Annotated in this window: 14 protein-coding genes and 1 tRNA gene; 11 read left to right on the plus strand and 4 right to left on the minus strand. The window is 44.3% G+C overall.

Annotated elements, in window-relative coordinates; translation table 11 throughout:
- Positions 1-176: 176 nt before the first annotated feature.
- Both V8L73_RS02790 and V8L73_RS02795 read right to left on the minus strand, forming a co-directional pair.
- On the minus strand, positions 177-641 hold the full coding sequence (locus tag V8L73_RS02790; RefSeq protein WP_347254067.1) for a NifB/NifX family molybdenum-iron cluster-binding protein: 465 nt from the start codon (positions 639-641) through the stop codon (positions 177-179).
- Positions 638-943: a DUF134 domain-containing protein gene (locus tag V8L73_RS02795; RefSeq protein WP_027275294.1), complete on the minus strand. Its 306-nt coding sequence runs from the start codon at positions 941-943 to the stop codon at positions 638-640. Before V8L73_RS02795 ends, V8L73_RS02790 begins: the two co-directional genes overlap by 4 nt.
- Positions 944-1,081: 138 nt before the next feature.
- Between V8L73_RS02795 and V8L73_RS02800 the strand changes: the two genes are divergently transcribed.
- Positions 1,082-1,414: a hypothetical protein gene (locus tag V8L73_RS02800; RefSeq protein ID WP_027275293.1), complete on the plus strand. Its 333-nt coding sequence runs from the start codon at positions 1,082-1,084 to the stop codon at positions 1,412-1,414.
- A gap of 62 nt (positions 1,415-1,476) precedes the next feature.
- Here V8L73_RS02800 and V8L73_RS02805 read toward each other — a convergent pair whose 3' ends face one another.
- Positions 1,477-3,180 (minus strand): phosphoethanolamine transferase CptA, encoded by a 1,704-nt coding sequence (locus tag V8L73_RS02805; protein WP_347254068.1) that lies wholly within the window; start codon positions 3,178-3,180, stop codon positions 1,477-1,479.
- A gap of 425 nt (positions 3,181-3,605) precedes the next feature.
- On the opposite strand from V8L73_RS02805, the gene inaA reads away from it, so the two are divergent.
- The 10 genes from inaA (at position 3,606) to V8L73_RS02855 (ending at position 13,729) form a co-directional block, all read left to right on the plus strand.
- A complete protein-coding gene (gene inaA, locus V8L73_RS02810; protein ID WP_347254069.1) occupies positions 3,606-4,256 on the plus strand; it encodes a lipopolysaccharide kinase InaA in 651 nt (216 codons plus the stop codon).
- Between the two features lie 459 nt (positions 4,257-4,715).
- On the plus strand, positions 4,716-5,774 hold the full coding sequence (gene rfaQ / locus V8L73_RS02815; protein WP_347254070.1) for a lipopolysaccharide core heptosyltransferase RfaQ: 1,059 nt from the start codon (positions 4,716-4,718) through the stop codon (positions 5,772-5,774).
- Complete coding sequence (locus V8L73_RS02820) at positions 5,771-6,895, plus strand: glycosyltransferase family 4 protein (protein ID WP_027275288.1); 1,125 nt, start codon at positions 5,771-5,773, stop codon at positions 6,893-6,895. The genes rfaQ and V8L73_RS02820 overlap by 4 nt, the downstream gene beginning before the upstream one ends.
- The gene (gene rfaP / locus V8L73_RS02825; protein ID WP_027275287.1) at positions 6,888-7,685 is read left to right on the plus strand and encodes a lipopolysaccharide core heptose(I) kinase RfaP; all 798 of its coding nucleotides are present in this window, start codon (positions 6,888-6,890) and stop codon (positions 7,683-7,685) included. Before V8L73_RS02820 ends, rfaP begins: the two co-directional genes overlap by 8 nt.
- A 26-nt stretch (positions 7,686-7,711) precedes the next feature.
- Positions 7,712-8,797 (plus strand): lipopolysaccharide 1,6-galactosyltransferase, encoded by a 1,086-nt coding sequence (waaB, locus tag V8L73_RS02830; RefSeq protein ID WP_027275286.1) that lies wholly within the window; start codon positions 7,712-7,714, stop codon positions 8,795-8,797.
- Positions 8,797-9,840 carry a lipopolysaccharide 3-alpha-galactosyltransferase gene (waaO, locus tag V8L73_RS02835; protein ID WP_422655619.1) on the plus strand — a complete coding sequence of 348 codons (1,044 nt, stop codon included), beginning with the start codon at positions 8,797-8,799 and terminating at the stop codon, positions 9,838-9,840. Before waaB ends, waaO begins: the two co-directional genes overlap by 1 nt.
- Entirely contained in the window at positions 9,833-10,840 is a 1,008-nt protein-coding gene (locus tag V8L73_RS02840; RefSeq protein ID WP_347254072.1) for a glycosyltransferase family 8 protein, read from the plus strand. The genes waaO and V8L73_RS02840 overlap by 8 nt, the downstream gene beginning before the upstream one ends.
- A 5-nt stretch (positions 10,841-10,845) precedes the next feature.
- Positions 10,846-11,553, plus strand: a complete 708-nt coding sequence (gene rfaY / locus V8L73_RS02845) for a lipopolysaccharide core heptose(II) kinase RfaY (RefSeq protein ID WP_347254073.1) — start codon at positions 10,846-10,848, stop codon at positions 11,551-11,553.
- 35 nt (positions 11,554-11,588) lie between these two features.
- On the plus strand, positions 11,589-12,377 hold the full coding sequence (locus tag V8L73_RS02850) for a glycosyltransferase family 25 protein (RefSeq protein WP_347254074.1): 789 nt from the start codon (positions 11,589-11,591) through the stop codon (positions 12,375-12,377).
- Positions 12,378-12,433: 56 nt separating this feature from the next.
- The gene (locus tag V8L73_RS02855; RefSeq protein WP_347254075.1) at positions 12,434-13,729 is read left to right on the plus strand and encodes an O-antigen ligase family protein; all 1,296 of its coding nucleotides are present in this window, start codon (positions 12,434-12,436) and stop codon (positions 13,727-13,729) included.
- A 54-nt stretch (positions 13,730-13,783) separates the two neighbouring features.
- Here the strand turns inward: V8L73_RS02855 and V8L73_RS02860 are convergent.
- Positions 13,784-13,859 (minus strand) — tRNA-Phe (locus V8L73_RS02860).
- Positions 13,860-13,969: the final 110 nt, after the last annotated feature.

Genomic DNA, 13,969 nt, shown 5'->3' on the forward strand with positions numbered 1-13,969 from the left:
GAGCAATAATCCTTTAAATGCCGCAGGCCGAGAACGAAAGGCATGATTTGGGTCAGCGTAGTTTGCCAAGCCAATATGAAGCGCGTGTGAAGTTATGGAAAACTGGCCATACCCGTCCGCGAACTTATCGTAATTATCCGGGAAGTTGGTGCGGACGGGAAGCTTTGTATATCTGTTTAATGAGATTCACAGCAGCGCTTACCGTCGCTGCGATGGCAATGGCCGTGGTCATGCTCGCCGTCTTCGTGGCTGCACCCGCAGCCGCCGCCAGCGGCCCGTTTGGCTTCATAGTTGGGAGAGCGTTCTCCCTGTTGGGCGTCCGTCAACGGAGTTAATCCTTCAAGGCTGGTGGAGCACAGCGCCTGAACGTCAATATTTCCACTGCGGGTTTTAAAGACCGACAGGTCTTGAGAAAGCAGCTTTCCAAGCATGCGTTCGCCGATATGGCGGACGATGACCCGCCGTGTGTTTTGACGTCGCAGCATGTTTAGCAGCGCTTTTTTTTCTGCACAGCCGCCTTCGCGGGCAGGATTAATGTGGTGGCATACGACGCGGCCTTCCGCGTTGATAAAAATGAAGCTTTCCGCTTTGGTAAAGTGGCCGGCAATATGCTCTTTCATTACGGGAATTGCAGTGATCATTCACGATCCTCCTGTTTTTCTTCAGCGTTATAATTCATTATCAGCGCCTTCCCCTGAGAGAGGCACTCGATCACCTTGAAGCGGGCCGTTTTCAGGATGTTAGCCAGCGTCTGACGAGATACGCCCATTTCCACGGCGGCCTCCTGCTGCTGCATGCCGAGATAGTCCACCAGCCTCAGGGCCTCGAATTCATCTTCTGCGAGCGGTACTTCATCCAGCAGCCGCATAGGAATTCCGTTGGGTTTAAAGCAGGTATTGGCCGGCTGACCGCAGACTTTTCTCGGGATTTTAGGGCGTGGCATAGCGTCTCCTTATTGGCATATGCTATATAACATACGCCCTGTTTATGGCATATGCCAGTAAAATGTTCCCATTTTTCATTCTTCAAACACAGCCAAACTGCGTTAAACTAAAGTTCGTATTCTTTCCGAGGTCAGGCGATGGCGGTTTCCTTAGTTACCTATGCCCGGGCGCTGGATAAGCCGGGAGGCAAGATTTATGTCGAGAAAAAGGAGGTACGCCGCGATAGCTATCAGGACGGCGGCGTGAACGTTGACGTATGCGAAGAAACCTATCGGTTTTGCGACGGCGTCGTGCTGCGCCGCGTCGTAGAAATAGACGACGTCTGTGCAGCGCTGGAGTCTGAGGGCGTATGCGCCGAATGTTGGATAAGCTATGACGTTCTAAACAGCGCAGGGATTGACGTTCAGCCAAAGCGGAAGGCGTTTAGCAATACCTGTCAGGCGCGGTTTTGGTTGAGGATGGGGGAGTAGGGCTGTCGTAATAATAAAAAAGCCGATCTAAGATCGGCTTTTTAGCGTTTAGTCTTGGTATCCTACTGATTCGCCACCTGATCCCCATACGGCAGCTTGTCATAATCTCGCAGCTCGTTTTTCGCGTACGGGTCGCCAATCCAGCGGGTTGCTTCCTTAAATTCCGGGCTGGTCAGAGAGCGCGTGGCGTCGTAGCCCTCGTAGCTTAGGCCGGCCAGATCGGACCAAGTGTGGATAAGCTGCGCGCTGCTGTATTTTCTGTCAACGTAGCCTTTTAGATCGCGCGGGTGTGCGGCCTGCCAGGCTGGAGACGTCCATACGATAAACGGCACGGTGTACATGTGGCGCGTCGGCTGCTTCTCATTGCGCCCCTGAATGTCGTGCGGCGGCGTATCGTAGACTTCTTCGCCGTGATCGGAGAAGTACAGTAGGAATCCGTTCGGATCCGTGGCTTTATAGTCCTTAATCAGCGACGCCACGACGTGGTCGTTGAACAGGTTGGCGTTGTCGTAGTCGTTGTAAGACTCAAGCCTGTCGTCGGATAATCCCGCCGGCGCATGCTCCGTTTTACCATCAAACTTGCCCCAGTCTTCCGGATAGCGGTACTTGTAGTTCAGGTGCGTACCCAACAGGTGGACGATAATAAACTTTTTAGGCGCCGGATCGGCCAGCACTTCTTTAAACGGATCCAAGACGTTGGTGTCGTATTCACGGGCGCTCTGAGTGCGTTGCTGGTTCATATAGTACTGAACGTCCGTCTGCTTTGAGAATACCGTCAGCATAGTGTTGCGCTTGGTCATGGTCTGCTGATTGGTTATCCAGAAGGTTTTGTAACCCGCCTGCTTCATCATGTTCATCAGCGACGGCTTGGTCAGATACTCATCGGGATGCTGTTCATCGGCAAAGGTCAGCGCCTGCTGAAGGATTTCAATCGTGTAGGGGCGTGACGTCACGACGTCGTTAAACACCGTCAGATTGGGATCTGCTTTGTGCATAGCGTCCAATTCCGGCGTCGTTTCGCGAGGATAGCCGTAAAGGCTCATATGCCCGCGCTGGGTGGATTCACCTATCACTAACACCAGCGTTCTCGGCGCTTCTCCGGTGCTGTCTTTAAGATTTTTCAGCGGCGGCAGCGCGTTATTCTGATCGAGCAGGCTGTTAAGGCTGCTTAGCTGCTGTTGGTACTTCACATAGCCCATAAGCATCTGCCAGGGAGCTGCAGGTTCCATGCGGGAAGCCAGGTGAGCGGAGCTGGATACGATCAGGGGATGGAGAATAAGCCCGTACAGCAGAGCGAAGGGAACAACCTGGCGCCAGCGGCCGGGAATATAAACCGGACGCAGCCGCGTCCAGAGGAATATTGCGGCCGCGGTATAAAGCACCAGCACGGCCAGCAGCTTGAAGCTGAAGTACTGGCTTGCGTATTCGCTCGCTTCGTTCGCGTTGGTCTCAAACATGGTAAACAGAACGCTTTGAGAGAATTCCTGACCGTAAATGACAAAATAAGCCAGCGCGCAGGCGGAAGCCGCCCACAGCACGACGCCTATAACAGCGGCTATCGTTTTAGTTTTATTCGGGAACAGGAAAACAGGGATAAGCCACAGCGAACTGTAGAGCAGCGAGTCGCGTAGGCCGGTTGTTCCACTGTAGCCGGTAATTAAAATAGTGAGCTGGAGCGCGGTGGAAAAAAACCAAAAGTAAATCAGCACCCAGAAAAGGGCCGACCAGCTAAAAGAAGGCTTGGTCCGTTCTGTCAAAGACATCATAAAATTCGCCTGTAGGATAAAAAACCTTGCAAGATTAGGTGCCAATTCTTAATCAAAGCTTAACGCTTCTCTCTCTTCGTGAAGCTCAAGATTAAAATGCGGTTGGTGGATATTTTTCGCGTGAAGTTTCCCACGCGTTCCACGGGTTACCTTTGCCAATGCGGGGGTAACGCCATGGTTTGAGTTTGCTATGGCATAATAGTTCTATATTATTATAACTAAAGATTATTATTGTGTTTTTGTAAAGAATGACCGTTTTGATGAGCTAAATAGCGATTACCTTATTTAAAGCTAAATTATCAGGGTCTATTTTTTACAGCTACACTCTGACGTGTATTGCGATTAGATCTAGATCTCATCGAATTGGGGCGACTCCTGATAATCTTATGCCCCTCTAATGAGGGATCATAAAAAGAGTGGTGGTTATGCGTTCTGAACAGGAATTATTGGAGTTTCAATCGTGGTGGGCTACGGAAGGTGACTGGGTCGAAGAACCCAACGTTCGCCGTAAGGGGATGAGCGGCGTTCAGCGGATCGTTAAAGATGGTAAAGTTCTGTACGTCAAGCGCATGACCCAGCATTTGTTCCACTCTTTACGCTATCCGTTCGGGCGGCCGACAATCGTCAGGGAGATGGAGGTTATCAACGCGCTGGCTAAAGTCGGCGTCCGTGTGCCCACCATCGTCTATGGCAAGGCGCTAAAAATTGACGGCGAGTGGCGGGCGCTGCTGGTAACGGAAGACTTAACGGGATTTGTCAGCATTGATCTCTGGTATGAACGGCACCAAAAGACGCCTTATCCTGACGAAGTGCGCTTTGCCATGCTGCGGGCGGTGGCGCATGCGTTTAAAAAGATGCACAGCATCGGGCGTCAGCACGGGTGCTGTTATGTGCGCCACATATTTGTTAATACGCAGGGTGAAGCCCAGGCCGGGTTTATCGATTTAGAGAAGGGCCGCCGCCGTTGGCGCAGAGCCAACGCGATTCGCCACGATTTTCAGCAGTTGGAAAAATACCTCTCGCCGATACCCAAAGAGGACTGGCAGTACGTGAAGGACTACTATTGGTCGCTGTAGTTTTATAAAAAGATTCACATCTTTCAGTGGCCAAATATTTAACGCTACGCGTATAAATATTCGGCCATACCTGTTCCCCGCTTCGGGCCCTGCTTCGGGCGCCTTAGCCGCGCAGGGCTTTTGTTGCTTACACCCGACGCTATTCATTATATAATTCCTCGCTGCGGGCCAGGCGGAGAGGGTTATCAGCGCTTCCTCCTATTTTTTTGCAAGAAACATGGGTAACCCGCTTTGCTACGTTGAGTTTGTTCGATAGCCCGGCCCTACGGGAGCTACGGGTACTGATTTCTTTTTAAATAAGAAAAGCCCCCTTTGCTGGTATAATATGGCTACGAATCAGAAAGGGTATAGTCGTTCAAATAGTGAACGGCGGTAGCGTTCGGGCAGCCGTAAAGCCTGGGGCGGTAGCGTGCCTTTTTCTCAATATTTTCTTCTATTATCAATGATAAAGAGCCTCTAGTGGATAAGCGATTTAAACGAATTCTTATCATCAAAATGCGTTTTCATGGCGACATGTTGCTGACAACGCCGGTTATCAGCACGCTTAAGCGACAATATCCAGAAGCGAAGGTTGACGTACTGCTTTATCAGGACACGATGCCGATTCTGTCAGAAAATCCAGAGATTAACGCACTTTACGGAATAAAAAATAAGGGAAGCGGAACGGGAGAAAAGGTGAGTAACTTCCTGTCTCTTATTAAAACGCTGCGGGCTAATCGCTACGATCTGATTGTAAACTTGACCGATCAGTGGATGGTGGCGCTGCTGGTGCGTTTCGTTCCTGCCCAAATGAAAATAACTCAGGACTATCACCATCGGCAGTCGGCTTTTTGGAAAAGCAGTTTTACGCACGTTGTGCCAGCGGCAGGGCAGCACATCGTTGAACGTAATTTGTCCGCATTGGCTCCGCTAAATATTGAAAATCCGTATACGGCGACTACGATGAGCTACAGGCCGGAGCATTGGGAATCATTACAGCAACGCCTTAGGTCATTAGGTGTAGAAAGCCGCTATGTCGTTATTCAGCCTACGGCGCGCCAGCTGTTTAAATGCTGGGACGATGAAAAATTTTCTGAGGTGATTGATGCGCTTCAGGCCAAGGGGCTTAAGGTCGTATTGACTTCGGGGCCTAGTGCAGACGATCTTGCCTGTATCAACCATATTGCTCAAGGCTGTAAAACTCCGCCTGTCACTGAACTGGCAGGGAAAACCAGCTTTCCTGAACTCGGTGCGCTAATAGATCACGCGGCCCTGTTTATCGGTGTAGATTCGGCACCGATGCATATTTCAGCGGCGGTCAAAACGCCGGTAGTTTGCCTGTTTGGCGCAACGGATCGCGTTTTCTGGCGGCCGTGGACGGATAACGCCGTTGTTCTTTGGGCGGGGGATTACCAGACTATGCCTGAACGGGATCTTCGCGATCGAAATAAGAAATATCTGTCAGTCATTCCTGCAATAGACGTAATTCAGGCTGCGGAGAGGCTTTTGCCGGAGATTGCGCCAGAGGTGAGCGAATGAGAGTCGCCTTCTGCTTATATAAATATTTCCCCTTCGGCGGACTGCAGCGCGACTTTATGCGCGTAGCTAAAACGGTTGCGGGTCGTGGCCACGACGTGCGGGTTTACGTTCAGTCTTGGGAAGGAGACTGCCCACCCGAGTTTGAAGTGATTAAGGTTCCCGTTAAGTCGCATACTAACCACGGAAGAAACGCTGAATATTCAGCCTGGGTTCACGAACATTTAAAACAGCATCCCGTCGATCGCATCGTAGGGTTTAATAAAATGCCCGGTCTGGACATTTACTATGCTGCGGACGTCTGTTACGCAGAAAAGGTAGCGCGGGAAAAAGGCTTTTTTTACCGATTAACCGGGCGCTATCGACACTATGCCGCGTTTGAGCGTGCCGTATTTGAGAAAGGCGTAAAAACGCGTCTGTTTATGCTGACCAACAGGCAGATTGCCGATTTTAAAAAGCATTATCAAACCGAAGACGAACGGTTTCTCATTCTTCCTCCTGGCATCTATCCCGATCGTAAATACGACAGGCAAATCCCGAACGCTTACCAAACCTATCGTGAGAAAAACGGCATTAAACCTGGGCAGCATCTTTTACTACAGGTTGGTTCGGATTTTACGCGCAAGGGCGTAGATCGCTCTATTGAGGCGCTGGCCGCGCTTCCGGATGCGCTTCGTAAGAATACGATATTGTTCGTCGTAGGGCAGGATAAACCGGGACGATTTGAGGCGCAGGCCGAAAAGCTTGGCATAAAACAGAACGTTCACTTTTTCTCGGGGCGTAGCGACGTAGCCGAACTCATGGCCGCCGCCGACGTACTGATGCATCCTGCATATCAGGAAGCCGCGGGTATTGTGCTGATTGAGGCGATTGCTGCCGGATTGCCGGTTATCGTAACCGAGGTTTGCGGATATGCGCACTACATTGCCAACGCGGCTTGCGGAGAAGTGATCCAGGGACCGTTTAGCCAGGAAGCCCTTAATAAGGCGCTCTATCGTGCGTTGAACGATGGCGAGCTTCGCCGTGGATGGGGAGAAAATGCCCGCCGTTATGCCGATATTGAGGATCTCTATAGCCTGCCGGAGAAAGCGGCCGATATTATTTTAGGTGATCGGAATGGTTGAGTTAAAAGAGCCGCTGCTTACCCTGTGGCGCGGCAAAGACGCCTTTGATGAAGTTGAAAAGCTGCAGGGGGAAGTCTTCCGCGCGCTGGAGACGCGTCGGACGCTGCGATTTGAGCTTGAGGGAAAGAGCTATTTCCTCAAGCTGCACTATGGCACGACGCTAAAAGAGGTGATTAAAAACCTGCTTTCTTTTCGCCTGCCGGTCTTAGGTGCCGATAGAGAATGGAAAGCGATCCACCGCCTGAAAGAACTGGGTGTGGATACCATGCAGGGCATCGGGTTTGGCGAAAAGGGATTGAACCCAATTCGTCGTACCTCTTTTATTATCACCGGAGATCTGGCTCCAACGGTTAGCCTGGAAGATTACTGCGCCGAATGGATAAACACGCCGCCAGAGCCGCGCGTAAAAAGGATGATTATCCGCCGGGTTGCGAATATGGTAAGAAAAATGCACGGTGGAGGTATTAACCACCGCGACTGCTACATTTGCCATTTTTTACTGCATTTGCCGTTTGACGGTAATGAAGAGCGCCTGAAGATTTCGGTTATCGATCTCCATCGCGCCCAGATTAGGGATAAGGTTCCTCTGCGCTGGCGGGATAAGGATTTGATTGGTCTTTATTTTTCATCATTGAACGTTGGGTTGACGCAAAGAGACGTTTTTCGCTTTATGAAGGATTACTTTGCTCAACCCTTGCGCGATACGCTGCGTCAGGAACGCGCGCTCTTGACCGAGGCCGGAGCGAAGGCGGAACGAATTAGGGAAAGAACCGTTCGTAAATCACTTTAACGCAAAGATATAGTGGACGTATAACGATGAAAATAGCGTTTGTTGGTGAGGCGGTATCTGGTTTTGGTGGAATGGAAACGGTTATTCGCGATGTGATCCACGCCTTTCGTGAGGCGCCGCTTTCAGCTGAATGTAAAACGTTTTTCTTCTGTCGAAACGACAAAATGGATAAGGGGTGGCTTGAAGGCATTGATTCTGCCTACTCCTTTTCAAATATCAAATTCTCTTTTTTGCGCAGAGCTAAGCATATAAGCGCCTTTACCTCTTGGTTAAAGCAGGAAAGGCCGGACGTAGTTATTTGTATCGACGTGCTTTCCTGTCTGCTGGCCAGTAAGGCGCGCAGTAAGGCTGGGCAGAGCTTCCCACTATTTTCGTGGCCGCATTTTTCGTTGGACCATAAAAAGCACGCGGAATGTGTAACCTATGCTGACTATCATCTCGCTATAAGTTCGGGGATAAAGCAGCAAATGATGGCCAGAGGCATACCGGAAAGCGCGATTAGCGTAATCTACAATCCGGTTTCTCCCAAATCCGTCATTATCCCAGCTCCAGAGGAAGGGGAAACGCCGACGTTTTTATACGTAGGACGCATGAAGTTTGAAGGGCAAAAGAGGATTAAAGATCTTCTTGATGGCCTTTCCCGCGTTCAAGGGCCGTGGAAGCTGCACGTTATCGGCGACGGATCTGACTTTGAACGCTGCCAGTCCTATGGGCGTGAGCTCAATATTGACAAGCGTATCACTTGGCACGGCTGGCAGTCTCATCCTTGGGAAGTGGTTCAAGAGGATATTCAGAAGGTTACTGCGCTGTTGTTGACGTCGTCGTTTGAGGGATTTCCCATGACGTTATTGGAAGCTATGTCATATGGTATACCGTGCGTTAGTGCGGACTGCATGTCTGGGCCTAGAGATATTATCCAAGACGGAATTAATGGTTATCTTTATGCGCCGGGGCAGGTGGAAAAATTCTCTTCTATCTTGGATGGTTTGATTAAAGGCGAAAAGTGTATTGATCGCAGCTCTGTTCAGGCATCCATTCTCCGTTTTTACAATGATTCTTACTATGATGGGCTGAATAGCGCCATTTTTACCAGTATGAAAAAGAGTTCATGATGAGCAAAACGTATTTTAATGAAGCCGAAGTTATTCGAACCGTCATGGACTTCAATCACTCGGAAGGAGGCAGTGAGAATGCCTTCAATATTGCTTACGGTATTGATAAGAACTTCCTGTTCGGCTGTGGCGTTTCCATTGCTTCAGTGTTGTTAAGCAATCCTTCTGGGCACTTTGTTTTTCACGTGTTTACTGACTACTTTAGCGACGACGACAGACAGAAGTTTGACGATTTAGCCGCCCAGTATAAAACGCATATTTCGGTTTATTTGATTGACTGCGAAAAGCTGAAGTCGCTGCCCAGCACGAAGAATTGGACTTACGCTATCTATTTTCGCTTTATCATTTTTGACTATTTTGCCAGCAGGCTGGATCGCATCCTGTATCTTGATGCCGATATTGTTTGCCAGAATAGCGTTGATGAACTGCTTAGTCTTGAGTTTGCAGGGGGGGCTTGTGCTGTCGTTGCTGAAGGTGAGGCGCCGTGGTGGAAGAAGAGGGCCGAAGCCCTACGTTGTACTGGGATTGAGAACGGCTATTTCAACACGGGCTTTTTATTTGTTGACTTACGTGCGTGGCAGTCGCAGAAGATTACTTTTCAGGCAATAGAGATGCTGCAGAAAGCAGAAGTTGCCCAATTGGTTTCTTTTCCCGATCAGGACGTTTTGAACATGATCTTCTCGGGCAACGTTCTGTTTTTGGATAAGAAATACAATACGCAGTTTAGCTTGAACTATGAACTCAAGGAGAAGGGGAGTTTTGTTGTTCCGATAAATGAGCATACTGTGTTTATACACTATATCGGTCCAACCAAGCCTTGGCATAATTGGGCTGTGTATGAAAGCGCCGAGCCATTTTTTATTGCGAAAAGTTATTCTCCGTGGAACGAATATCCTCTATTGGATCCACGTAATAGTAATCAGTATCGGTATTGTGCTAAGCACATGGCAAATCAAGGGAAATTATGGAAGTCAGTTTGTTCTTATACTAATTACTATATTGCGAAACTAAAAAAGAAATGGAATAGAGGTGGTAATGAGTAGCTTTATCAGGGAAATTATTAAATTAGGGGATATAGAAGAAAATAATTCATTCTTGAATGTATCTTATGGTGTTGATGAGAGTTTTCTTTTTGGTGCGGCAATTTCAATAACATCAGTATTGATGAATAATAGGAAGTTAAGATTATCTTTTCATGTTTTTACTGATTATATTGATGATGATTATATAACGCGTTTTAATGAATTGTCTGAGCAGTTTAACACAAATATAAACATATACCTTATTGATCCTAAAGCTTTTTCTTCTCTTCCGACATCTCAAATATGGTCATATGCTACTTATTTCAGACTGCTATCCTTTGATTATTTAAGCAATTTTATATCATCTGTATTGTATTTAGATGCAGATATTGTCTGTAAAGGGCAGTTAGACTACATTTATAATATGGAGTTTGATGGAAAGTTTGCTGCAGTAGTTCTAGATGTTAGTGATATGCAATCTAAGTCAGCTGAGAGGCTAAATTGGCCAGAGTTAGTAGGTAAATATTTCAATGCCGGTATGGTTTATGTAAACTTAGCAGCGTGGGCCGAATATGATCTTACTAATAAATCTTTGCGATTGCTTCGAGGGGAAAGTGAATATGGATATCTGAAATATTTAGATCAGGATGCTTTGAATATTTCATTTAACATGAATAATATTTATCTTCCTAGAGATTATAATTGTATTTATACAATAAAAAATGAACTAAAAGCTAAAAATCAGAATGAGTATAAAGAAATAATTAAGGATTCAACAGTTTTTATACATTATACGGGCGCAACTAAGCCATGGCATGAGTGGGCAAATTATCCTTCTTCCCAATATTTTTTACAAGCCTGGAGAATTTCACCATGGAAACAGCGACCTTTAAAGAATGCAGAAAAAATAGTTGAATGGAAAAAGAAATACAAACATGAATTTAAGCAAGGAAGATACCTGAAGGCTGTCATAAGCGGCATTAAATATAGTTTAGTCAAAAGAAATAAAGGCAATAAGTAGATACTATGATTACGAAGAAAAAAAAAGGTAAACTTACTGTCTATTTAAAAGACAATGATCCATTTTACGAAAGTATACTTGATGATTTTCTTCATTTCAAATTGAATGTGAAGAAAGTATTTCGTTCTATAGAAGATACCAAAGTATTATTGATTGATACAGAACGAGGTAAATTTGTATTAAAAGTATTTGTTCCTCAGGATAGAAAGAAAGAGCGATTTTTTAAGTCCTTTGTTAAAGGGGATTATTATGAAAATTTAATTTTACAAACAGATCGGGTCAGAACAGAAGGTTTTTTACTCGTTAATGATTATTATTTTTTAGCTGAAAATAAAATATTTAACTATGCTAAAACATTTATTATGTTAATTGAATATATTGAGGGACAGGAATTGAGTGATATGAATGTGATTCCTGAATATGTCAAAAATGATATAGCATCATCAATAGATACTCTTCATAGTCATGATATGGTTTCTGGCGATCCTCATAAAGGAAACTTTATTCTGTCATCTAATGGCATTAGGTTAATTGACTTGTCTGGAAAAAAATGCAATTCACAACGAAAAGCTAAAGATAGAATTGATTTAGAAAGGCATTTTGGTATTAAAAATGAGATAAAAGACGTTGGCTATTACATGTTAACTTATAAAAAAAATATTAGAAATAAAATAAAAGAATTTAAAGTTAGAATTAGATCGTGTTTTCGATAATTTTTTATATAAATTGTATTCTATGGAGTTAGAAGGTGAGTATTCCTATTTATATAGTTTCTCTCGAAAGAGATGAGGTAAGAAGAACGAAAATATCTGATTCTCTATCAAGTTTAGGTGTAGGATTTAAATTTTTTAATGCAGTTGATGCTAAAAATAGTGACAATGAGGATATCTTCCTTAGGAAAAAAACTACGGGTGACGGTAGTACCATGACAAATGGGGAGATAGCATGTACTTTAAGTCATCAAAGTGTATACCAAGATATTATTAATAAAAATCATAAGTGGTGTATTATTTTGGAAGATGATGTTACTGTTGATCATCGATTAAAACTCTTTCTGGAAGGGTTAGATATGGAGAGAAAGCTGAGTAAACTAAGTGAAGATAATCTCTATATTCTAGGTGGTCAAAAAGGATTGCATGATTATCCCGTTCTTGGCTTAAGCTTCTTTAACTTTATATCAATAGGCCCAATTAAACTTCGTCGTGTAACGTATAATCAAAACAAGATTAGAAGAACGTGTTGTTATTTGATTAGTAATAAAATGTGTCGTGAGCTATTGTCTTTAGATAGAAGATATGGAACCTATAGAGCAGATAGTTGGAAATTAATGAAGAAGGAAGGAATAATAAAAGATTTTTACCTATCGGAGTTTATTTCTCATCCTATAGCAACTGTTGATAATAGTCATTTAGAGAGAGAAAGATTACTTGCATCAAAAGAGAAATATTTTAAAAAACATCCGCGAACTTATACACAATTAATTATGAAAAAAGTAAGATCATGGATAAAGGTTTCTTTCTTTTCTCTTTATTGGTAAATTGAGATATTTTATAAAGCAGTTTTATATTGTCTTATGGATTTAAATTTAAAAATATGAATAAGTTTATAACTATTTCTCTATGTTCCAGCATTCTTCTTCTTCACTTTATTGGCTTCATTTTTATCCCTATAGATCCAAATGTTACCAATAAAATAATAATTATTTCTGGAGGGATTTCTTTTCTTATTGTTATTTCTAATGTAAAAATATTATTTACTAGTAATCCTGGGATTCCATTTTTTTATACACTACTAATATTAGGTTTTGTCAACCTATTATGGTATGGGTTTTATAAGTCTTCTGACTCGCTATATGTAAATGCATATAGAGGATATTTAGAGATGGGAAAAATTGCAGTATTTGGCGCATTCTCATTTCTTGTGTTGACAAGTACCAATGTCTCGGAAGTAATGAAAAACCATAAAATACACTTAATAGTGGCTGCTATTGGGCAAGTTATTTGTTTTGGATGTGCTTTTTATCAAGGTGTTTATTTGGGAGTTGATAGGATCCCTCTCTCGGCAATGAGTGGGGTTGCGGGGGAAATGGGAGCTGCGACGATTGCTGCATACATGCTAACATTTTCATCTGGTTATGCGACATTAGTTTTATTAAGAAGTGATATTAGGTACAAAACACTCCTATTTTCTCTCAATTTCTTTTTAAGTTTTTCTGCTATTATAATGACAGGTACGAGAGCTGCAATAATAGCTTATCCTGTCATGATAATTATGATGCTTATTATTGATTCTAAGGTTAATTCTCTTAATATGAAAAAAGCATGCCTCCCTCTCCTTGCTTTATTTATTATTTGTGGGTTTATATTTAAAGATCAAATTAATGAGAGGGTAAAGTATTTTCATTCAGATATTTCAAATTATGAAAAGGAGAATAGCGATACTTCTATAGGTGCAAGACTGGCAATGATAGAAGCGGGAGTTGCATCTTCTTATAAGAACTTTTTCTTCCAGTCACTAGAAAAAAGAGCCGATGCAATAAAATCTCTGAACGATCTCAATAATAATAAATTTTATGGTGCGACTGTCTTCTTAAATGTTCATTTGCACAATGAAATTGTCGAGGCCTTGTCTACGAAAGGAATATTTGGAGTTATTCTGCTTTTCCTATTCTACTTTTCTCTAATTAGATACATCATAAAAATTCGAGAGCCAATTTTGTTATCTTTTGTACTTGCCATGTTCCTCTTCGGGCTAAGCGACGTAATCATGCACGCAAAACCTATACCGTCATCTTGGATAATTACCCTATACTTATCTTGTGCGTTTTTGTTGGCATCAAAGAAGTCGGGTGGTCAAGTTGAGTCCGGTGCGACTGCTAATAATAAATGACAAAATAAGGTAGGATAAAAAAACAAAAACCCGCCATTGGCGGGTTTTTTAATATGGTGCCCGGACTCGGAATCGAACCAAGGACACGGGGATTTTCAATCCCCTGCTCTACCGACTGAGCTATCCGGGCAGTGGAGCGACATTAAACCGGATTATGGCCGGAAGGTCAAATACTTTAGCTTCATAAGGACATAAAATCGGTTCGTTTGCGCTTTTTTCAATCAACTATAGGCGGTAAGG

Source organism: Leminorella grimontii (genome assembly GCF_039789245.1).
GTDB classification, from domain to species: Bacteria; Pseudomonadota; Gammaproteobacteria; order Enterobacterales; family Enterobacteriaceae; genus Leminorella; species Leminorella grimontii.

Coding starts and splice junctions, on each gene's coding strand:
- V8L73_RS02790 (WP_347254067.1), bottom strand. CDS start 641: ATGATCACTGCAATTCCCGTAATGAAAGAGCATATTGCCGGCCACTTT.
- waaB (WP_027275286.1), top strand. CDS start 7,712: ATGAAAATAGCGTTTGTTGGTGAGGCGGTATCTGGTTTTGGTGGAATG.
- V8L73_RS02820 (WP_027275288.1), top strand. CDS start 5,771: ATGAGAGTCGCCTTCTGCTTATATAAATATTTCCCCTTCGGCGGACTG.
- V8L73_RS02795 (WP_027275294.1), bottom strand. CDS start 943: ATGCCACGCCCTAAAATCCCGAGAAAAGTCTGCGGTCAGCCGGCCAAT.
- V8L73_RS02805 (WP_347254068.1), bottom strand. CDS start 3,180: ATGATGTCTTTGACAGAACGGACCAAGCCTTCTTTTAGCTGGTCGGCC.
- V8L73_RS02800 (WP_027275293.1), top strand. CDS start 1,082: ATGGCGGTTTCCTTAGTTACCTATGCCCGGGCGCTGGATAAGCCGGGA.
- waaO (WP_422655619.1), top strand. CDS start 8,797: ATGAGCAAAACGTATTTTAATGAAGCCGAAGTTATTCGAACCGTCATG.
- rfaY (WP_347254073.1), top strand. CDS start 10,846: ATGATTACGAAGAAAAAAAAAGGTAAACTTACTGTCTATTTAAAAGAC.
- V8L73_RS02840 (WP_347254072.1), top strand. CDS start 9,833: ATGAGTAGCTTTATCAGGGAAATTATTAAATTAGGGGATATAGAAGAA.
- V8L73_RS02855 (WP_347254075.1), top strand. CDS start 12,434: ATGAATAAGTTTATAACTATTTCTCTATGTTCCAGCATTCTTCTTCTT.
- inaA (WP_347254069.1), top strand. CDS start 3,606: ATGCGTTCTGAACAGGAATTATTGGAGTTTCAATCGTGGTGGGCTACG.
- rfaP (WP_027275287.1), top strand. CDS start 6,888: ATGGTTGAGTTAAAAGAGCCGCTGCTTACCCTGTGGCGCGGCAAAGAC.